Annotated in this window: 23 protein-coding genes and 1 riboswitch; of the genes, 2 read left to right on the forward strand and 21 right to left on the reverse strand. The window is 44.7% G+C overall.

The genetic code is table 11. The features are described 5' to 3' along the window. Positions 1–87: 87 nt before the first annotated feature. A complete protein-coding gene (locus tag T546_RS0103675) occupies positions 88–579 on the forward strand; it encodes a hypothetical protein (protein WP_026890456.1) in 492 nt (163 codons plus the stop codon). Positions 580–640: 61 nt separating this feature from the next. Here T546_RS0103675 and T546_RS0103680 read toward each other — a convergent pair whose 3' ends face one another. The 16 genes from T546_RS0103680 to T546_RS0103755 all read right to left on the reverse strand — a co-directional run bounded on the left by T546_RS0103680 (position 641) and on the right by T546_RS0103755 (position 13814). Beyond that, positions 641–1156, reverse strand: coding sequence for a transcription repressor NadR (locus T546_RS0103680; protein WP_330371850.1), 516 nt, complete (start codon positions 1154–1156; stop codon positions 641–643). Between the two features lie 15 nt (positions 1157–1171). Further along, positions 1172–2884 carry an ABC transporter ATP-binding protein gene (locus tag T546_RS0103685; protein WP_026890458.1) on the reverse strand — a complete coding sequence of 571 codons (1713 nt, stop codon included), beginning with the start codon at positions 2882–2884 and terminating at the stop codon, positions 1172–1174. After that, positions 2875–3648 (reverse strand): energy-coupling factor transporter transmembrane component T family protein, encoded by a 774-nt coding sequence (locus T546_RS0103690; protein WP_026890459.1) that lies wholly within the window; start codon positions 3646–3648, stop codon positions 2875–2877. Before T546_RS0103690 ends, T546_RS0103685 begins: the two co-directional genes overlap by 10 nt. Positions 3649–3666: 18 nt before the next feature. Then, entirely contained in the window at positions 3667–4269 is a 603-nt protein-coding gene (locus T546_RS0103695; protein WP_026890460.1) for a hypothetical protein, read from the reverse strand. Position 4270: 1 nt separating this feature from the next. Next, complete coding sequence (locus tag T546_RS0103700) at positions 4271–5026, reverse strand: nucleoside phosphorylase (protein ID WP_026890461.1); 756 nt, start codon at positions 5024–5026, stop codon at positions 4271–4273. A gap of 100 nt (positions 5027–5126) precedes the next feature. Continuing rightward, positions 5127–6536 carry a L,D-transpeptidase family protein gene (locus T546_RS0103705; RefSeq protein WP_026890462.1) on the reverse strand — a complete coding sequence of 470 codons (1410 nt, stop codon included), beginning with the start codon at positions 6534–6536 and terminating at the stop codon, positions 5127–5129. 88 nt (positions 6537–6624) lie between these two features. Continuing rightward, complete coding sequence (locus tag T546_RS0103710; protein WP_026890463.1) at positions 6625–7377, reverse strand: ABC transporter ATP-binding protein; 753 nt, start codon at positions 7375–7377, stop codon at positions 6625–6627. Between the two features lie 14 nt (positions 7378–7391). Continuing rightward, positions 7392–8414, reverse strand: coding sequence for an ABC transporter substrate-binding protein (locus T546_RS0103715; RefSeq protein ID WP_026890464.1), 1023 nt, complete (start codon positions 8412–8414; stop codon positions 7392–7394). Between the two features lie 22 nt (positions 8415–8436). Next, positions 8437–9198, reverse strand: a complete 762-nt coding sequence (locus T546_RS0103720) for an ABC transporter permease (protein ID WP_026890465.1) — start codon at positions 9196–9198, stop codon at positions 8437–8439. Then, positions 9167–9463 carry a thiamine-binding protein gene (locus tag T546_RS0103725; RefSeq protein ID WP_024836898.1) on the reverse strand — a complete coding sequence of 99 codons (297 nt, stop codon included), beginning with the start codon at positions 9461–9463 and terminating at the stop codon, positions 9167–9169. Before T546_RS0103725 ends, T546_RS0103720 begins: the two co-directional genes overlap by 32 nt. Before the next feature lie 85 nt (positions 9464–9548). Continuing rightward, positions 9549–9660: riboswitch (TPP riboswitch) on the reverse strand. Next, positions 9653–10327: an HD-GYP domain-containing protein gene (locus T546_RS22780; RefSeq protein ID WP_084326142.1), complete on the reverse strand. Its 675-nt coding sequence runs from the start codon at positions 10325–10327 to the stop codon at positions 9653–9655. It overlaps the preceding riboswitch by 8 nt. Positions 10328–10368: 41 nt before the next feature. Continuing rightward, a complete protein-coding gene (locus T546_RS0103735) occupies positions 10369–10860 on the reverse strand; it encodes a transcriptional repressor (RefSeq protein WP_034597744.1) in 492 nt (163 codons plus the stop codon). 48 nt (positions 10861–10908) lie between these two features. Continuing rightward, complete coding sequence (locus tag T546_RS22785; protein WP_034597746.1) at positions 10909–11046, reverse strand: FeoB-associated Cys-rich membrane protein; 138 nt, start codon at positions 11044–11046, stop codon at positions 10909–10911. A 63-nt stretch (positions 11047–11109) separates the two neighbouring features. After that, complete coding sequence (gene feoB, locus T546_RS0103745) at positions 11110–13293, reverse strand: ferrous iron transport protein B (protein ID WP_026890467.1); 2184 nt, start codon at positions 13291–13293, stop codon at positions 11110–11112. A gap of 73 nt (positions 13294–13366) precedes the next feature. Then, positions 13367–13585, reverse strand: coding sequence for a FeoA family protein (locus T546_RS0103750; protein WP_026890468.1), 219 nt, complete (start codon positions 13583–13585; stop codon positions 13367–13369). A 16-nt stretch (positions 13586–13601) separates the two neighbouring features. Next, on the reverse strand, positions 13602–13814 hold the full coding sequence (locus tag T546_RS0103755) for a FeoA family protein (protein ID WP_026890469.1): 213 nt from the start codon (positions 13812–13814) through the stop codon (positions 13602–13604). A gap of 186 nt (positions 13815–14000) precedes the next feature. Here T546_RS0103755 and T546_RS0103760 point away from each other — a divergent pair, with 186 nt between their 5' ends. Further along, positions 14001–14360, forward strand: coding sequence for a metal-dependent transcriptional regulator (locus tag T546_RS0103760; protein WP_026890470.1), 360 nt, complete (start codon positions 14001–14003; stop codon positions 14358–14360). A gap of 40 nt (positions 14361–14400) precedes the next feature. On the opposite strand, the gene T546_RS0103765 is transcribed toward T546_RS0103760, so the two are convergent. From T546_RS0103765 to T546_RS0103785, 5 genes are read right to left on the reverse strand one after another with little or no spacing between them, the layout of a single operon-like run. Further along, complete coding sequence (locus T546_RS0103765; RefSeq protein ID WP_242842181.1) at positions 14401–16533, reverse strand: M13 family metallopeptidase; 2133 nt, start codon at positions 16531–16533, stop codon at positions 14401–14403. Between the two features lie 14 nt (positions 16534–16547). Further along, positions 16548–17642, reverse strand: coding sequence for a 30S ribosomal protein S1 (gene rpsA / locus T546_RS0103770; RefSeq protein WP_026890472.1), 1095 nt, complete (start codon positions 17640–17642; stop codon positions 16548–16550). Further along, positions 17623–18474: a 4-hydroxy-3-methylbut-2-enyl diphosphate reductase gene (gene ispH, locus T546_RS0103775; protein ID WP_026890473.1), complete on the reverse strand. Its 852-nt coding sequence runs from the start codon at positions 18472–18474 to the stop codon at positions 17623–17625. Before ispH ends, rpsA begins: the two co-directional genes overlap by 20 nt. 2 nt (positions 18475–18476) lie before the next feature. Beyond that, positions 18477–19163, reverse strand: a complete 687-nt coding sequence (gene cmk, locus T546_RS0103780; protein ID WP_026890474.1) for a (d)CMP kinase — start codon at positions 19161–19163, stop codon at positions 18477–18479. Continuing rightward, complete coding sequence (locus T546_RS0103785; RefSeq protein WP_026890475.1) at positions 19160–20416, reverse strand: BaiN/RdsA family NAD(P)/FAD-dependent oxidoreductase; 1257 nt, start codon at positions 20414–20416, stop codon at positions 19160–19162. The genes cmk and T546_RS0103785 overlap by 4 nt, the downstream gene beginning before the upstream one ends. Between the last annotated feature and the right edge of the window lie 8 nt (positions 20417–20424).

Below are 20424 nucleotides of genomic sequence, written 5' to 3' on the forward strand. Positions count from 1 at the left end.
TCCATGAAGGAGTTATTAAGATTTTTCACAGAGAGGAATTGCCCTTCATAAAATGAAACTAAGAATGTTCCAAAGGAAATCATGTTCATGACCCGTTATACTCCTGTTTATGGGACCATCAGTTCCATTACTCCATTAAAAACCTCGGCTCTGGACCGCAGCTGTTCCATTCTGATCTCTGTTATGAGCCAAAGCCTGGGCCAGGTGAATTTTGTCGTCAATCCCAATACTTATGTCTTAGGCCAGCATACATTTGAAGAAGGGGATCCCATCATTGCTATTTATGATACCAGCGCTCCTGTTCCCTTAATCTATCCGCCTCAGTTTACCGCAGTCATCCTTGCGAAGAATGATGACGGTTTCCAGGCCATGTTTGATTTTTTCAATGAGGATCTTTTAAATACCGATGAGACCTTAAAGCTTAATATCTCCGATACTACCAAAGTGCTCTTGCCCAATGGGCAGACATTTTTCTACAATCCGGGAAACCACTACCTTTTAGTTCTTTACTTATTTACCACCCGAAGTGTCCCTGCCATAACAACACCACAGTCTGTCATTGTTTTTTGCTCGGAATAAACATATGAAAAATACCTGGCTCTCATTCATATATCTTTAAGAGCCAGGTATTTTTATGGAATTATTCTTCCACCAGAAAGCCTTTATTCTTTAATTCCTGTTGGATTCTGTCTAAATTCTTTATGGAATCCGCTGCTACCGTGTGGTAATGGCAGCCATTGGTAAGCGCCTTTAAAGGCTGGTCCTTCGATGTCTCCAGGGCTTCTACAAATTCCTCTGCGTCCAACCGGTTATTGATGATTAAATCCACATGGATCTCCCCATAGACCTCATGCTCTATGGATACGTCAAGAAGTCTGCCGCCATAATCCACAATGGTCTGAAGCTCACTTAAGGTATCTTCTGTCCTGTGTGCAGAGCGAAAGACTCTTACAAAGCTTTCCTCCTCTTTTCCTGGCTGATGGCGAAGCACATATCCTTTGTTGGTGGAAAGAATCTCCGTCTGCTCTGCCCGCATCAGGGCCACGTCCTGTACAATGACCTGCCGGCTCACTCCCACCCGTTTTGCAAGCTCTGTGCCGGAAACAGGCATTTCCTCCTGGTTTAAGATTTGTATTATTTTTTGTCTGCGTTCCACTCCATCCAATTTTTGTTACTCCCTGCCTTTATCTTTAATATCGTCTGTTGTTAAAAATATTCCCTGGTATCCCAATGCCTCACACAGCCTTGTCATATGAGGCTGTTCAAGCCTTGCCGTACTTAAGCTGTCCTTTTCATAAAAAACAGCTTCTTTCGGCCCGTCTGCCAGCACCTTTCCATGAGCCATGACAATGACCCGGTCAAAGTATTCTGCTACAAAGTCCATATCATGAAGAATCGCCAGGACAAATACTCCCTTGTCACTGAGCTTTTTTATGATTGATCCCAGAAGCTTACGCCCTTTTATGTCCTGAGCAATGGTAGGCTCATCTAAAATCAGCACCTTGGGCTCCATGGCAATAACAGAAGCAATGGCTACCATCTTACGTTCTGAAAGGTCGAGATCATAAGGATTTTCCTGCTCCCATTTCGTCATACCAACCAGGGAAATGGCTTCTCTGGCCTTTTTTTCTGCTTCTTCCCGGCTCATGCCAATATGAAGAGGTCCTACCATTACCTCATCAATTACCTTGTTTTTAAAAATCTGATCGTCAGGATTCTGAAACACGTAGCCCACCACACCCGCCAGCTTTGCAACCGTTTTGCTGGAAATATCTTCTCCGTTTAAAAGGATTTGTCCGTCCCCCGGCTTTAGCAATCCTTTCATAAGCTTCACTAAGGTGGTTTTACCCGCACCATTCTGGCCAATGATGGCTGTGGGCTGTTTTATTAATTTGAGAGACAGGCTCTGGATCACCAGCTTTCGTGAGGTATAGCCAAAATCCAGCTCCTGAATTTCAAAAAGTTCTTCTTGTTCCTTTGAGACCTCTTCTTCCCATAAAGCCCCTTGTTTTTCTATCTCCCTGCCGGAAAGGGTTTCTGGAAAGCTGTCCCTTTTCTCCACTGTTTGTGATAAAGTCACCGGATACTCTTTTTGATCCCCTGCTTCCCTGTAAATTTGAAGCTTCTTACACACCCTTGTATAGACCGGCGGTTCTACTCCATACTGGTCTAAATCCTCTCTGGAGAAAATCCGTTCCGGTGTATCATAGGCAATCTGTCTTCCCTGGTGCATAAGAAGGATCTTATCGCAGTATTCTGCCAGCTTTTCCATCTTGTGTTCTACCATCAGTATGGTGATGCCGGATTGTTTTAAGGCCTCTACCACCTGAAAGACTTCTTCGCTTCCCTGAGGGTCAAGCTGAGAGGTTGGTTCGTCAAGAACAATGACTTCCGGCTCCATGGCCAGGATGCTTGCAATTGCCACTCTCTGGTTCTGACCTCCCGATAAGTCAAATGGGTTCCTGTTTTTATAGTCTAAAATGTCCAGACGGGAAAGATTATCCTCCACCCGTCTTATGATTTCCTCTCTGGGAATCCCAAGATTTTGAAGACCAAAGGCAACCTCCTCAAACACCGTTTCCTTGGCTCCTGATAACTGGTTAAATGGGTTTTGAAACACCAGTCCCACATGACGGCAAAGCTTCGCTACCGGTGTTTTAGCCGCCTCCATACCATGAATCATGAGCGTTCCGCCGTAGGCTCCCCGGAACATGGAGGGCACCAGTCCCACAAAGGCCTGACATAGAGTGCTCTTCCCCGCCTTATTTTCCCCGATGATTCCAATAAACTGACCCTTCTCCACAGTAAAATCAATTCCATCAAGAGCCAGCTTGTCCGTATGAGGATAGCGGTATTTTAACTGCTTCACTTCAATCAGAGCCATACACGTATCCTCCATATGAGGGAAGCAAAGAGAAGAGCAGCCATGAAGGCGATAAATCTCTTATCTGCTCCCCGTAATTTACGATCCTGTAAAAAGGTCTTTTTCTCCTTGGAATCAAAGCCACGGACTTCTAAGGCTATGGCCCTTTCCCTGGTATTGATTAAAGAACTGTTTACCACAGGAGAAATCAGAGGAAGAAATGCCCTGGCTCTTACCAGTATATTGCCCTCTGTCTCCATGCCCCTGCTTCTCTGGGCATCCAAAATGGTATTCATGGTTCCCATCATCTGAGGGATGATCTGAAACACCGAACAGATCATATATCCGAACCTGGGAGAAAATCCAGCCTGTTCTAAATCATCCACAAGAACTGCCGGCCTGGTGGTCAGCACAAGGACCGCAAAGGCAAGGAGCATATTTAAGATATTAAGTCCTATTTTTAGTGCATATAAAAGTCCTTCCCTGTAAAAAATGAGAGGTCCCAGGGTAAATAGAATCTGTTCATTTTTCTGGTTAAAGAGACCGTGAATCAGAAATACCGTAAGAATAATGGTAAATGAAAACGCGATGAGAGGCAAGATTCTTTTTCCGATTTTTCCTGCTGCAATCAGACAAAAGCTTAATAAAAGGCTAAGGACATATAAATGGAAACCGCCTCCGATGAGAGGAATGGCAATGGCTGCTGCAATGTAAAATAACTTGGAAAAGGAATGGAGCCTGGTTAAAAAGGTATCCTGATCCACATAAAGACTAATGCTTTTCATAATTAACCGCCTTTTTCATTAATCCAGGCTTACAACTTCATCATCAATATCATACAGTGAGGTAAGTTTCCTGGGAAGTCCTTTCACAATAGCAAACACGATCAAAAGAGTAATAAACTTGTCCGGCACATCCACCACCACTTCATCTAAAAATGAGCCTAAGAAAACGGGAAGGCCAGAAGCCTGTGACCATGCAAACACTGCATCTCCCCAGATATTCCCGGTGGTTCCTCCCCAGAAGATAATGTTTAAAGGGGTGGAAATAACGACGGCTGTCAAGCCTGTGACGCAGGCTGTGAGTAAGGCACCCGGCAATGATTTCATATGGCCCAGTCTTGCCATGATTCCTGCTGCTGCACCGATTCCAAGGCTTGTTAAGGCATATACAAGAGTAATGGAATCCCCGGTGGTAAAACCAAAGATTAAGTTATTGGCTGCTCCGCAGATCCCGCCGATGACAGGCCCTCCAAGTATTCCGCCAATGCAGGTTCCAATGGAATCCAGCCAAAGCGGCAGCTTTAAAACAGAAGCAAATAATTTTCCCAGATAATTGATACCGATACAGGCTGGAATCAGCACAAAGCAGGCTGCATTCCATTTCGTTTTAAATAACTGTTTCATTTCATATTCTCCCTTCCTGGTTCTGACTGATCCGAACAAATGCTTGAAGTGCCGTAAGAATCTCTGCTTGTTCTCCCCTCATCATAGCTGATTCGCCGCCGGTATAAAGGTTTATGTTCTCTTCTAAGGATTCCTCATACTGGACTACGGTATTCAGGATGGAGGCAGTTTTTACTCCCCGTAAGCCTCCTGCCACAAACAGCGCCGCAGTTTCCATATCTGAGCCAAGAACTCCCTTTTTTGACCAGTACTCACATATTTCCTTTTCTTCATCAATATAAAAGCTGTCATGGCTTCTTACGATCCCTGCATGATAGGGAACTCCCGATTCTATGGCACCTTCCATTAAGGCCATAAAAAGCTGGGGATCCGGGACTGCCGGGTAAGCGGAATCTATATAGGAAGAGGAGGCCCCATCATTACGAACGGCACCATTTGCTATGATTAAATCTCCCAGAGAAACGCCCTTTTTAAGAGCACCACAGCTTCCAATCCGGATCATGGCCCTGACTCCCATGCGGTGAAGCTCTTCGACTGCAATGGCTGCCGATGCGCCTCCGATTCCGGTGGATACCGCCATCACCTCCACCCCCTGAAAGCTTCCCTTTAAGCTTCGAAATTCCCGGTTATACGCCAGCTCCCTTACATCCTCCAAATAGGGGGCAATCCGGTCAAGCCGTTCCGGGTCTCCGGGTAGAAGGGCAAAGGGGGCTGCCTGTTCCTTGAAAAGCTTTAAATGCGGCATAATTTCTGACATCAATGTCTTCTCCTTTCTGCCATTTAATGTCATCAATGTAACACAAAGGGATTGTCTTGTCAATCTGTTGCCAGGTGACAAGACAATCCCTTTCTTTTCTTTAATAAAAGCAGATAACCGGTATTCCGGAATAAACAAGACTGTAAAGGTCCTTCGCCTTTTTGGGAGGCAGATTGACACAGCCATGGCTTCCGCTGTTTTTATAAATAGCTCCGCCAAATTTACTTCTCCAATTGGCATCGTGAAAACCGATTCCACCGTTAAATGGCATCCAGAAATCTACATGACTTTCGTATTCATAGGTTCCGTCCGCCTTTTTATCTCCACGAAGAATCCGGTCCGTCTGCTTATAGGATAAGGTATAGATTCCTTCTGGAGTGGTATAATTCTTTGATACATTGCCAGTGACACAGGGCGCGTCCCAGACAAGGGCTCCATCCTTGTACATATAAACATGCTGGGCAGACATATCTGCTTCCACATAGGTTCCGCCCCAGTCATTGTTCCGGTCTGCGGCAGCTTTTATATACTTGGGTTCCTTCGTAATGCTTTGTCCGCCGCGAATGGCTGCGATCAGCTCCCCGACCTCAGCCGGCTGGTTGATCTGCCAGCCATAAGCTCCTGATACGTTTAAATCCCTGCCGCTTGTGGTACGGAAATTTCTTCCCCTGCCTGCAGTGTCGTACTTATCCCCCAGGGTCTTTACGTAGGCGGCTGCCTTTTCCTGATTCACCTGAATGGAGCCATCTGCCCCGGCGGTAATCCAGGTGCTTAGCTCCTCTCCTAAAAGAACCTCGGTTCTGTTTCCAAAGGCATATGTAATCTGCATCTCCCTGACCTTGTTAAGTGCCTCGCACTGTGCCTTTAAGCCAGGGTCATCCTTAGTAACAGTAACTGTGTCATAGCAGCCGGAATCTTCTAAGCTGATTTCCCGAAGCTCCTGGTTAAGCCCAGCTTTTACTACTTCCTCCAGCTTTCCCATGTTCACGCTGTTTCCCTGTACCTCCGGAAGAATGGTGAAGGGCACTCCCTGTTGAAAGGCGGATATCCTTGCATTAACCGTAGTTACGATTCCCTGTCCGCTTACAAAAGAAAGGCCATTCAGCTTTTCCTTTAATTTTCCTTCCTCAAAGGCTACCGTACTTTTTAAGCTGCGGCTGTTGTCCTCGGCAGGTCCTGCCACGCGGCCTGAGGCATTCTGCTCATCCAGTATGCTCTTTAATCCATCGGTGATCACCACCTGATATCCGATATCAGAGCCCTTGATGACCTCAGCCTTTCCGTCTTTTGTCTTAATCGTTAAGTTATATTCTCTTCCATAAAAGCCTTCTATCTGTACCTTTGCTTCTTCCACTGTCATACCGCCCACAAAGACTCCATTGATCTTTGTTCCAGGCACAAACTTTAAGGAAGCATCTGCCAGTGCACTCCCCTGTCCTGCCAGAATTAATACCCCTGTCAGAACCAGGACTTTAGCCATTGTAAGTACATGATTTCTTTTCCTGTCCATTCCCTCAAATCCTTTGCTGTATTTTATGGAAATCATTTCCATACCTGTCTAGGGTAACACGATTTTAAGGGAATAACAAGCGTTAAAATTACCTAATTTTTCCATCTAGCAAATGCTTTGTGATCTCTCTTTTGTATTCCAGGAATTCTTCTGATAAGTGAAACTCAGCGCTTCTGGGCTTTGGCTCTTTGATTAAGATCTCCTTAGTTATCTTTCCGGGAGACCCGGTCAAAAGGCAGATACGGTCCGATAAAAGAATGGCCTCGTCAATATCATGGGTGATAAAGAGAGTGGATAGCTTAATCTCCTCCATCACCTTTAAGTACCATTCATGCATGGCATGCTTGGTAAGCATATCAAGGGCTGAGAATGGTTCATCCAAAAGGGCAATGGGCCTTTTAAATAAATAAGTCCTTAAAAGAGCTGCTCTTTGCCGCATACCGCCTGAGAGCTGGGAGGGATACTTTTTTTCTGTCCCTTCTAAGCCAAACAGTTCAAAGTATCCGGCTGCTTTTTCTCTGGCCTCCTTTTTTCTCATTCCGGAAAGCAATAGGGGAAGTGCCACGTTGTCAATCACCGTCCGGTATGGAAGGAGCAGATCCTTTTGAAGCATGTAGCTGACGTTACCTGGTTTTCCTGTAACCTCTCTTTCGCCAATAAAAACATGGCCCTCCTCCGGCAGGCTGAGACCTGCGAGAATCTGAAACAGGGTGGTCTTTCCTCCTCCGCTTGCGCCAAGAAGGGAGACCAGCTCCCCTTCCTTAAGCTCCAGAGATACGCCATCTAAAATAGTTCTTCCATCAAAAGACTTTTTTATGCCTTCCGCCTTTAAATGTACCATGTAAGCCTCCTGTTTTACTGTGGCAAGTAGTCGTTTGAAAAGCCGGTATTTTCCGGTATTGCAGGATTAGAAAGTCCATTGTCGTTAAGCCAGTTATAAAATCCGTTCCAACGCTTCGGGTCCATATATCCCCATACATCCACTCCAGCCTGATACTTATCAGCAAGGTATTTCTGGCTTGCCAAGACAAGGCCTTTATCAAGCTCTGGAGCTGCCTTACATAATATTTCTGCTGCTTCCTCCGGGTTCTTAGCTGCGTCTTCATACCCTTTGCTTACGGCAGCGAGAAATGCTCTTGCCGTTTCCGGATCATTCTTTAAGAAATCATTGCCAGCTATAATGACTGGTGTATAATAATCAAACACCGGGTTTAAATCTGCAAATTGAAAATAATCGGTATCCAGTTTTTCTTCTTCCATCTTAACGCCAGCCCAGCCATAGAAGATCCAGATGGCATCCACTGACTTTGTTTTTAAAGCAGAAACTTCATCGGTCACTGTGCTCGGAATCATCTCTACCTTAGAAAAATCTCCACCGTCAGCTTCCACCACATCTTTTATCATGGCTTTTTCCACTGGATTATCCCAGGTAGCATATTTTTTACCTTCCAGACCTTTGGGAGTATCCATGCCTTCCCCTTTTCTCGAGATAATTCCGGAAGTATTATGCTGAATCACAGCTGCCACAGCTGTAATCGGCAGGGCGTTATCCCCAACCAGTGCCGGGGCCATAGTATCCTGAAAGGACATGCCAAATTCCGCTTTTCCAGAGGCAACTAAAACGGCTGCCCCATCCTCCGGCGGCTGTACGATATCAACTGCAAGTCCGGCATCTTTAAAATATCCTTTTTCCTGTGCGATATAAAGGCCTGTATGATTGGTGTTAGGCGTCCAATCAAGGACAAATGTTACTTTCTTTAAATTCTCTGCTTCTGTATTGCCAGTCTGCGTTTCCTGCTTCTTACAGGCACTTAAGGATGCAGCAACTGCCGCTGCAAGTAAAACTGCCATCCCTGCTTTTCTTATGATTTTTTTCATTGTTTCCTCCATTTTAATTCTGTTAGATTTGTTCACACGGCATACATTTTTTAGAAAGGTAGTCAACCCCTTTCATGAGAAGAAGGCTGATGACTGATATGAGAATAATCACTGCGAACATTTTATCAAAGGCAAAGGCCTTTTTCACCCGGGTCATATAGACGCCAAGACCGCCGAATCCCCCCAGCCATTCGGAAATGACCGCACCTACCACTGCATAGGATGCGGATATCCTCAGGCTGGAAAAGAACTGCCCCATGGCTCCCGGAAGCTTGATGTAACGAAAGATGCTGACATTCCCTGCGCCCATGGAACGAAGTAAGGTGACTTCATCCGGATCAACGGATTGAAAACCGGAAAGGAGTCCGATGGCAACAGGAAAAAATGTGGTCAGCACGATCAGTATGATCTTCGGTGTCATTTCATAACCAAACCACAACACTAAAAGAGGGGCTAAGGCCACCGTGGGAATAGTCTGGGTCAGTACAATGACCGGATAAAATGCCCGGTAGAGTCCATGGAAACGATCCATAATGACAGCGATTAAAAATCCCAGTACCACTCCAAGAAAAAGTCCTGCAAATGCCTCCTTTAGGGTTATCTTCCCATGCTCCATCAGTGCCGGGAACTCCGTGATCAGTGCACGTCCCACGCTGATGGGAGACGGCAGAAGGTAAGCTTCTATGATACCGGCGGAACATACCCCCTGCCACAGGAGCAAAAGCCCCAATACAGCGGAACAGGACCATAGCTTATTGGTGATGCTTTGTGACTTTCTTATCAATGGTCAATACCTCACCTTCCGGCCGGTAGGTAACTTTAATATAAGCGGCCACAGAAGGAGCGCCTGCACGAATGGCGATATGCTGGCATTCCTTTACAATATCCATCAGTTCATCATAATCTCCTTCAATGGCAGTCTCAAATGGCCCAACATAATAAGTCAGCCCCGTGCTTTTGATATAATCAATGACTTCATCTACAATACGGATTAAATCCTCATCATTTTTTGCCTCTGGAAGTGTCTGAATTGCTACGCTTGCATTCATATGTGTTCTCTCCTTTTCCTGTTATGTGCATTATGCCCGTAAGGGCTGGTATGAAAAAACCCGCCCGGATATCCGGGCGGGTCAACAGGCAGAGCCTGAAAGTTTCCTACGCTGGCATTATCCAGATCAGGTTACAGGGTTCAAAACAAGATGGTTTTATCTCAGCCGGACTTCATCCAGCACCCCTTTTTAATTTTCTCTGAAAGTATACATCGAACCAGCGGGAATGTCAAGCTGGCCCGGTCCCAATGGGCACTGAATGGCTGCTGTCACTTTCTCCCAGTTAAGCAGCGCCAACAGACCGATATCCGGGTCAAACATTTTTCCTAAATTATTTTTAATTTCCTCATAACAGTAATCCAGGGAATAGGCCTTTCGGTAACCCCGGTCAGAAGTCATGGCATCTATAGAATCACAGATAGCTATAATCCTGGCTCCCAGGGGGATGTCTTCTCCTTTTAACCCCTTTGGATAGCCTTTGCCGTCATAACGCTCATGATGGTATAGAACAATATCCTTTAATTCATTTAGATGCCTTGATTTACTTAATATATCGGCTCCTGTCTGGGGATGCTTTTTGATTGCTTCCCATTCTTCCGGTGATAGCCTGTCCGGTTTGTTTAAAACCGCATCAGGAACCCCTATTTTTCCAATATCGTGAAGATGGGCCGCCACATGGATCTTATCCACCTCTTCCCTTTTAAGCCCCAAAACCTCAGAAAGGGCCAGCGCCATTTCGCTGACCCTTTGAGAATGCCCGGCTGTATAAGGGTCCTTGGCATCCAGTGCACTAACGATACACTCGATGATCTCATGGTAATCTATCCCATTACTGCATAGCTCAAATCCGGTTTCTATATTCATATGCTTTACTCGTCTTTTAGTTAGCTAAAACTAACCATTAATTAGTAACATCCGGCCTGTTCGCATTCACAGGGCTTTACGGAAATGGAAGAAATCTTCTGATCACTTAAATATCCGCAGGCGGAAAGTCCTGCCCGTACAACCAGATTCCAGTTCTTTGCTGATAAATGATATGTGGTTTCATCATCAAGAACCACCGTGCATGCATTTTCCATAGAGCAGGATTCTGAATAGGCTATTTTATACATGTTCTTTCTGCTGATGGCACCGATCTCTTCCAATACATTTACCATACGGTAAACCGTTGCAGCTCCAATGCTTTCATCCACTCTCGACGCTTTATAATAAATCTCTTTACAGCTGGAGCACTCATGTTCCAGAATGATATCCAGCAGCGTGAGGCGCTGTTTTGTTATTCTGCATCCTTTTTGCTTCAGTCGCTCAATAATGAGGTCCTTCTGCATTTTAGATGTACGATAGCTTCTGGAGTCGGTTACTTTTCTTTTTTCACTGATTACGTTACGATTTTCCATATTGGCACCTCCGTTTACTGGTATTGATTCGTTATTAATTGGTATCGATTAGCTGCAATGTCCTCCGCAGTCCTTACAGGACTGACCGCACTGAATGGATTTTCCGTTCTTCTTATCACGGACCATACTTCTCACTGCCAATGAAACTGCGCCGATGACGGCTAAGAGTACAACCACTGTTCCCATAATGAGCCTCCTTATATGATGAGCCTGCATCTTCATGCAGGCTCTATCTGCGTGTACTGCGACTTATTTGGCGCCTGCCACACTTTTAAAATTTGCTTTTGAAACTTTGCTGTCTTTGCCTGGTCTTACCAGAAGGTAGATAAATCCGGCGATCAATGCAAATGCAACGATTGTGAATACTCCAAAGCTTCCTGTGGTAATGAGTGTACCAATCTGGTAAACGCAAAGAGCCACTACATAAGCAAGGAGCGTCTGGTAACCGACTGCATACCAGAACCATCTGGCGCTGTTCATCTCTCGTTTGATGGCACCCATAGCAGCAAAGCAGGGAGCGCAGAGAAGATTAAATACCAGGAAGGAATAAGCAGCTACAGAAGTCATGCTTCCTGCAAGAGTTCCCCAGATTTCGCTTCCGTCTTCTGCCACTTCTGCAAAGCCGTAAAGGATACCAAAGGTTCCTACTACGTTCTCTTTCGCGATCAGGCCTGTGATGGCAGCGACAGCTGATTTCCAGTTGCCCCAGCCAAGAGGAGCAAAGATCCAGCTGATGGTACTTCCCACTGCTGCCAGGATACTGTGATCAAGCTCAAGAGTATCAAGAAGTCTGAACTGTCCGTCCACCCAGCCAAAGTAAGAGGTAAACCATACAACGATGGTTGCAAGAAGAATGATGGTACCAGCCTTCTTAATAAAGGACCAGCCACGTTCCCACATGCTTCTTAAAATATTCTCTACTGTAGGCATATGATACGCCGGAAGCTCCATAACAAAGGGAGCCGGATCGCCGGAGAAAATCTTTGTCTTTTTTAAAATGATACCGGAACAGATAATTGCTGCAATTCCTACAAAATAAGCACTTGGAGCTACCCATGCTGCCCCTCCGAACAAGGCACCTGAGATCAGGGCAATAATGGGAAGCTTGGCACTACATGGAATAAAAGTAGTTGTCATGATAGTCATCTTACGGTCACGATCATTTTCAATGGTACGGGAAGCCATGATTCCAGGAACACCACAACCGGTACCGATTAACATTGGAATGAAGGATTTTCCAGAAAGACCGAATTTACGGAAGATACGGTCCATAATGAACGCAACTCTTGCCATATATCCGCAGCTCTCAAGAAAAGCAAGGAAGATAAAAAGTACTAGCATCTGAGGTACGAAGCCAAGAACAGCGCCTACACCAGCGATAATACCATTTAAAATCAGTCCCTGAAGCCAGTCCGCACAACCGACTGCAACCAGAATGTTTTCTGCTATGACTGGAATTCCAGGAACATCAAGGCCAAAGAAGGAAAAGCCTTCACCAAATAAATTATCATTGGTCCAGTCCGTTGCCCAGCCGCCCACGGTAGTTACAGATGCATAGTATACGAGGAACATAATAGCCGCAAAAATAGGCAGAGCAAGAAACCGGTTGGTCACAATCCGGTCGATCTTATCAGATATTGTAAGCTTATCCCGTTTGCTTCTTGTGTAGCACTCATTAATGATGGAAGAGATGTACACATACCGCTCATTGGTTATAATACTTTCCGTATCATCGTCCATCTCACGTTCGATTAAGGTGATTTCTTCTGATACATCCGGTACCCGCTTTAACTGGGTTTCGATCTTACTGTCTTTTTCTAAAAGCTTAATGGCAAAGAAACGTTTCTGCTCTTCTGGCACCTCGTTTCCTAACTTTTCCTCGATGGAATCCAATACGCTTTCAAGCTCAGCCTGAAATTTATGAACCGGAACGTTATTTTTCTTTCCATTGGCTAATGCAACCGCTTTTTCTGCGGCCTGAGAGATACCAGTTCCCTTTAAAGCGGAGATTTCTACAACTTCACAGCCAAGCTTCTGGCTTAACTTGCTGATATGTATCTTGTCTCCGTTTTTCTCAACGATATCCATCATGTTGATAGCCATAATAACCGGAATTCCAAGTTCCATCAGCTGGGTGGACAAGTAAAGGTTACGCTCGATGTTAGTTCCGTCCACGATATTAAGAATCGCATCCGGCCTCTCTCCGATTAAGTAGTTTCTGGCAACTACTTCTTCCAGAGTATAGGGAGAAAGGGAATAAATTCCAGGAAGGTCCATGATGATAACATCCTTATGGCCCTTTAACTTTCCTTCCTTTTTCTCAACTGTAACGCCGGGCCAGTTCCCCACAAACTGATTTGATCCCGTAAGCGCATTAAACAGCGTTGTCTTTCCGCAGTTTGGATTTCCTGCTAATGCAATCTTAATTGACATACTCTACCTCTTTCTGCCTGTCAGCATTAATATGTTTGGTATTAGTTTTACCTAACTCATCTGTAAAAAAAAATTATTCCACAACAATCATTTCCGCATCAGCCTTGCGAAGGGATAATTCATATCCTCTTACTGTGACTTCAACCGGATCTCCAAGAGGTGCGACCTTCCTTACAAAAACGTCTACGCCTTTTGTGATGCCCATATCCATGATTCTTCGTTTCACAGGGCCTTCACCTGTCAGTTTTGTAACCTTGACTGTTTTTCCTACCGGGATTTCCTTTAATGTCATCTTCTTTTCTCCTTCTCTAGCCTACCATAATCTTATTGGCCATATCTTTTCCGATTGCCACTCTGGAATCTTTTACATTAACAATCATATTGCCTCCGATTTCAGAAACAACGGTCACAACTCCACCTGTAACAAATCCCAGATTCTCTAAAAACCGTCTTGTTTCTTCTTTTCCTCCGACTTTACGGATTACATTTGGTTCTCCAGCTTTTACCATTGTCAAGGGCATCCTTCGTCATCTTCTTTCTTTTATATTTATTGATAATCAATTCCATTTCCTGTAGGTTAGTATATGCTAACCCAGGGAAGTTGTCAATATCTTTATCAATATTTTTTATCAATAAATTTTTATTTGATGTTATGTCATTGGTATGATATACTGAAATAACTATTTTAGATTGAGGTGACGCTAATGATGCATACCAATGAATCATCGGAAAACTACCTGGAAGTCATACTTGTTTTAAGTAAGACTCGTCCAGTGGTAAGATCTGTGGATGTAGCGGAAGAGCTTGGTTTTAAAAAATCCAGTGTCAGCGTTGCTATGAAACATCTTCGTGAACGAAATCACATTACGGTTACAAAAGAAGGATTTATCTATCTGACGGAAGAAGGCAAGGCGATTGCAGAGATGATCTATGAAAGACATGAGCTTCTATCCAATTGGCTTGTTACACTGGGAGTATCCAGAGAAATCGCTGACGAAGATGCCTGCCGAATCGAGCATGTCATCAGCAAGGAAAGCTTTGACGCACTGAAAAAACATATTAAATGAAAAAAGGACCTGTTCATAGCGGTCCTTTTTTCATGCTTCATTACCAGATCTTCACCCTTTTTTCCGGGGGAACGTACATACCATCGGTTTCTTTGATCTCAGGGTAAGCCCAGTAAAAGCTATCGGTGGCACTTAATACTGCGTTCACCCTCACCTTTGCCGGGGAGTGGACATCTGTGTTAAGTCTTTTAATCATGGCCTCAGGCGTGTATTTGGAGGCCCAGATGGTGGCATATTGCCGAAACAGATGGCGCAGGGCTTCTTTATCGTCTCCCGCAATGCTTGTGATGCTTTCAAGAGCCCCTAAATCAGCGATGTTTTCATTTAAGGTCTGGGCACCGTTTACATGGCGGCCCTCGTATCCATCCTGGCTGTCATAGTATGCTTCCACCTGACTGGCCAGTTTCTTAAATTTAGCCCGGTCCTCATCCGTCCACCATACATGATAATTACCATTTTCATCGTATTGAGAGCCGGAAGAGTCAAAGGCGTGGCTGACCTCATGGGCGATGACCATGCCGATTCCTCCCAGATTAGAAGCATATAACGCCTTGGAATCATAAAAGGGAGGCTGTAATATGGCGGCCGGAAATACGATTTCATTTCCTGTAGGGTTGTAATAGGCGTTGACCGTTTGAGGCGTCATGCCCCACTCCCCTTTATCCACCGGCTTTTTCACCTTTTCCTTCTCCATCTCATTCCTCGCTTTTAACAGGGAAATGGTATTGCCGATAAGACTTCCTCCCTTTTCTGCCGGAAGGACCTGGGCTTCTTTATAATAATCCGGCCACTCATCGGGATAACCTATCTTAAGGGTCATATGGTCCAGCTTTTTCAGCGCTGCCGCTTTCGTCTTTTCCCCCATCCAGTCCAGAGCCATGATCTGCTTCTTATAGGTATCAATGATGGTTTCTGCCATGGCCTTAATGGCTTCCTTGTCTTTTTCCGAAAAGCATTTCTCCACATAAAGGCGGCCAAATTCAAAACCAAGCATATCCTGAGTCATCTCACTTGCCAGCTTTTCGTCCGTCTTATTTTCCTTGATTCCATTTTGAATTTTGTGCCAGTTCATATAGTTATCCCGAATCTCAGGCGTCAGATACCCGGCAAAATCATTGATCAGGCAGAATACCGCGTAATTTTTAAGAAGAGGCAGAAAATCTTCGTTTAAATACCCGCTGATTTTCTTTAACTGTTCTTGTTCCGTTACCACAAGGCTTGGCTGCTTTGAAAGTCCGGCTGCCTGCAGGAATATATCCATGGTACCGTCAGGGAACATCTCCTTTAACATCTCAGGTGTGTAAGGGTTATAAATGATTTCCGGGTCTCCTTGTTTGCTAAGTGGAAGGGCACTCTTAGCCAGATCCTTTTGAAATGCCAGGATATCTGCTCCCGCCGCTTTCGCATCTTCCTGGCTTAGGCCAGAGCTTTCCATGATCGTTTCTATATATGCCTGGTAATTTTTTAGAAGTTCTGATAAGGACTCATCTTCCAGAGTTTCCTTTCCAGGTCCAATATCTGCTCCGTTTAAATAGAGCGCATAGCGGCTGGAATCCTTCATATCCTCATACCACTGGGGAAGAATGAGGCTTCCAACTCCCAAGTCTGAATAAACAGTTCCCAATGCCTTCATATATTCTGATACGCTTTTTGCATCTTTGATACTGTCAATATAAGGGTTCAATGGTTGAAGACCGGCATTTTTTCTTCCTTCCATATCAAGAGCTGTCAGATAGTAATCCCCGATTTTCTGCTCGATGGACCCTATCTTTGCATTCGCCCGGTCATTGACTGCACTTTTTAGCACACCATCTAAAATATCATACGACTTCCTATCCAAATCATAAAAATAGCTCCATTGATTGGAATCCTTTGGTATCTCTTTTTCGCTTAATACTTTTTGGTTTACATAATCATAATAATCCTTTGCAAGGGCTCTCTCTTCCTCTTCTGACTGGGCACTTTCTGCTGTTCCGGAGACATTGACCGGCTGAGCCTTCGTTTCCTCCGGGTCAGCCTCCTTTTTTTTGCTGCATCCACTTAAGATAAATGACAGTGCCAGAACAAGTGCCAGGAATAAGCTGATGGTTCTTTTCATAAGTTCCCCTTTCTCTTTCTTCCTTTTATTGGACTCAAAAAAGGAAGTGGATGGCTCCACTTCCTTATCTGTCATATATCTTATTATGTTTAAGCTTCGTCAGAATATACAGGACCGTCTTCAATTTCATCCTGTGCCTGAAGTGCTTTGATGCTTAAACTGATCTTTTTCTCATCTTCGTTAAAATCAACGACTCTTGCTTCGATTTCCTGACCAATTGCAAGTACATCAGATGGCTTCTCTACGTGCTCTCTGGAAATCTGGGATACGTGAAGAAGTGCATCTACGCCTGGCTCTAACTCAACGAATGCGCCAAAGTCTGTCATACGAGCAACTCTTCCTGTTACCACATTGCCTACTGCATATTTCTCAGAAGCATCTTTCCATGGATTTGTCTCAGGGAACTTTAAGCTTAATGCGATCTTATCGCCGTTAATGTCCTTGATTAAAACTTTAACTTTTTCTCCGGCCTTGAATGCTTTTTTAGGGCTTTCTACTCTGCCCCAGCTCATCTCAGAGATATGAAGTAAACCGTCAGCGCCGCCAAGATCGATGAATGCACCGAAATCAGTTACGTTCTTAATGGTTCCTTCTACAATATCACCAGCATGGATTCTGCTGAATAATTCCTTCTGTAATTCTGCTCTCTTAGCAACCATAAGCTGCTTTCTGTCGCCGATGATTCTTCTTCTCTTAGGATTGAATTCTGTAATGATGAATTCGATTTCTTTATCTGCATATTTAGATAAATCCTTCTCATAAGTATCAGAAACAAGGCTTGCAGGAATGAATACTCTTGCACCTTCTACAACAACGCTTAAACCGCCGTCAAGGACCTGTGCAACTTTTGCAGTTAATACTTCGTGGTTTTCGAATGCTTCTTCCAGCTTCTTGTTGCCTCTGTCTGCTGCAAGTCTCTTGTAGGATAAAGCAACCTGACCTTCACCATCGTTTACCTTAGTAACTTTGGCTTCCATCTCTTCTCCAACCTGTACAACGGTGGTAAGATTTAAATTCTGGTCATCCGTGTATTCGCTACGCGGGATGATGCCATCAGACTTGTAACCTATATTCAAGACGATTTCATCTTCTTTTACGTCGATGACTTTACCAGTGACGATCTCTCCTGTACGTATGGTTTTTAATGATTCTTCTAACATTTGTTCAAAACTTAACTCTGACATTAGTATGAACCTCCTCGATAATATGATTCGGGGTTGAAGCCCCGGCTGTAATACCTACGCTGCGCACAGAATTTACACAATCAGGATCTAAATCACCTAGTGTCTGGATATAGTAAGTATTCTTACATTCCCTTCGGCATATCTCGTACAGCTTCTGGGTATTAGAACTGCTTTTTCCGCCTATGACAATCATGGCATCCACTTCTGAAGCTATCCGCTTTGCTTCCACTTGTCTTTCCTGTGTTGCATTGCAAATCGTATTTAAAACAAGTATATCATACCGCGTTTCAGAAATTTTTTCAACTAAATCTTGAAATTTCTTGTAATTAAATGTCGTCTGTGATACAATACACAGCCTTTCTCCTTCGATTAGAGGTAAAGCTTCCACTTGTTCGGGTGTTTCCACCACTAGAGTATTTGCATTTCCCCAGCCTTTAATACCCTCTACTTCCGGATGCGATTCATTTCCAATAATTATCAGGCGTCTTCCGTCTTTATTCTGCTCTTTAGCGACCTTGTGTATCTTCCTGACATAAGGACAGGTGGCATCAATGACCTCAATGCCATTCTCTTCTAAGATCTCATAAACCTTCCTGCCAACGCCGTGGGATCTTATGACCACCACACCATCCTTTAGCTTGCGAAGCTCTTCTTCTGTCTTTATGACTTTTACGCCCTTTTCTTCTAAGTCCCTGACCACTTCCTCGTTATGAATGATGGGACCGTAGGTATAGATGGGCTTATCGTTTCGCTTCAGCTGTTCGTAGACTTGGTCAACGGCACGCTTTACGCCGAAGCAGAATCCTGCTGATTTCGCAACTACCACTTCCATGACTACTTCTTCCCTTCTTTTTTTCGTTCAAGGAACAGCTCCAAAATACGATCCTCCACCTCTTTTTTTGTCATGTCAGAGGAATCCAAAAGAAGGGCATCCTCTGCCTGTCTTAAAGGGGAATTTTCCCGGTTCATATCCCGGCTGTCTCTCTCTATGATATCTTTTTCTATGTCTTCCAGCGTGTACTGCCCCTGGTTTTCCTTAAGCTGTGCAAATCTTCTCTTTGCCCTCACCTTGCTGCTTGCAGTGAGATAGATTTTTAAATCTGCTTCCGGGAGCACGCAGGTTCCTATGTCTCTTCCGTCCATGATTACGCTTTCATTTCTGGCTAGCTCTTTTTGAAGCTCCACCAGCTTTTCTCTGACGGGCAGATATATGGAGGTGGCTGAGGCCATGTCACTGACTTCTCCGGTGCGGATGAGTCCGGAAACATTTTCCCCGTTTAAAATCACCTGCTGCTCCCCGTTTTCGTAGGAAATGGTCACCTTTACGTCTTTCGCTGCCTGAGATATGGCGGCTTCGTCTGCCGGTGAAATGCCCATTCTTAAAAAATGAAGGGCCATGGCACGGTACATTGCTCCTGTATCCACATAAACAAAATGAAGCTTTTCTGCTACTGACCTTGCAATGGTACTTTTTCCGGCACCGGCCGGACCATCTATGGCTATATTATAAACCTCTTTCATCCTTGGAACTTCTCCTCTCCTGCAGCATTCCCTGCTGCCCATCCAGTGGACCAGGCAATCTGTAAATTATACCCTCCGGTCACTGCATCAAGATCCAGTACCTCTCCTGCAAAATAAAGACCGGGAACCAGCTTTGATTCCATGGTTGAGGGATTTACCTCCTTTACGGAAACACCGCCCTGAGTGATAATTGCCTCATTATAGGCACGGAGCCCGGATAAGGTAAGGGTAAATGCCTTGGTGATCTGAATGATTTTTTGGCGTTCTTCCTTCGTAATCTCATTGACCTTTTTCTCCGGCGATATCTGGCTTCTGTCTATCATAACAGGAACCAGCTTTGCGGGGTAGAGGTGATTCAAAGAGTTTTTAAACTGCTTATTGATAGCTTCTTCAAAATCCCGTAAAAGCCTGGTATCTAACTGCTCTTCGGTAAGTGCTGGCTTTAAATCAATGGATAAGGTAAGCGGACCTTTTTTTAATTCTTTGGCAGCATAGCTGCTGGCACTTAATAATACAGGGCCGCTGACGCCGTAATGGGTAAAGAGCATTTCCCCAAATTCCCGGTAAATGGTCTTTTTCCCTTTTAATACTGTGGCCTCCACATTACGAAGGGATAATCCCTGAAGCTCCTTTACCACCGGCTCCTCAACCACAAATGGAACGAGGGCTGGAGATATGGGCGTAACCGTATGACCGGCTTCCTTAGAGAGCTCGTAGCCGTCTCCCGTGGATCCGGTCAGGGGATAGGAATAGCCTCCGCAGGCAACAATCACGGAATCTCCCGTAAACCGGACTTTCTTTCCTCCGCTATTTACGAGAAGTCCGGTTATGGAACCGTTTTCTATGAGAAGCTTTTTCACCTCTGCGCGGTAGTGAATGGTGACCCCCAGATCCATCAGTCTTTGATTCAAGACCCGGATTACATCAGAGGATTTGTCTGATGCAGGAAAGACCCGGTTTCCACGCTCGGTTTTAAGCGGGCATCCAAGCTTTTCTAAAAGATCCATCATATCAAAATTGGTAAAACCGTAAAAACTGCTATATAAAAATTTGGCATTGGTCACAACGTTTCCAAATAATTCTTCGGTATCACAGGCATTGGTCACATTGCAGCGGCCTTTTCCCGTGATAAAAACCTTTTTGCCAAGCTTTTCATTTTTCTCAAAAATGTGGACGGTACTGCCCTTCATGGCTGCTGCTATACCAGCCAGCATCCCTGCAGCGCCACCGCCCACGATTAAAACCGTATTCATGCCGTATC

The organism is [Clostridium] aerotolerans DSM 5434 (assembly GCF_000687555.1).
Lineage (GTDB): Bacteria > Bacillota > Clostridia > Lachnospirales > Lachnospiraceae > Lacrimispora > Lacrimispora aerotolerans.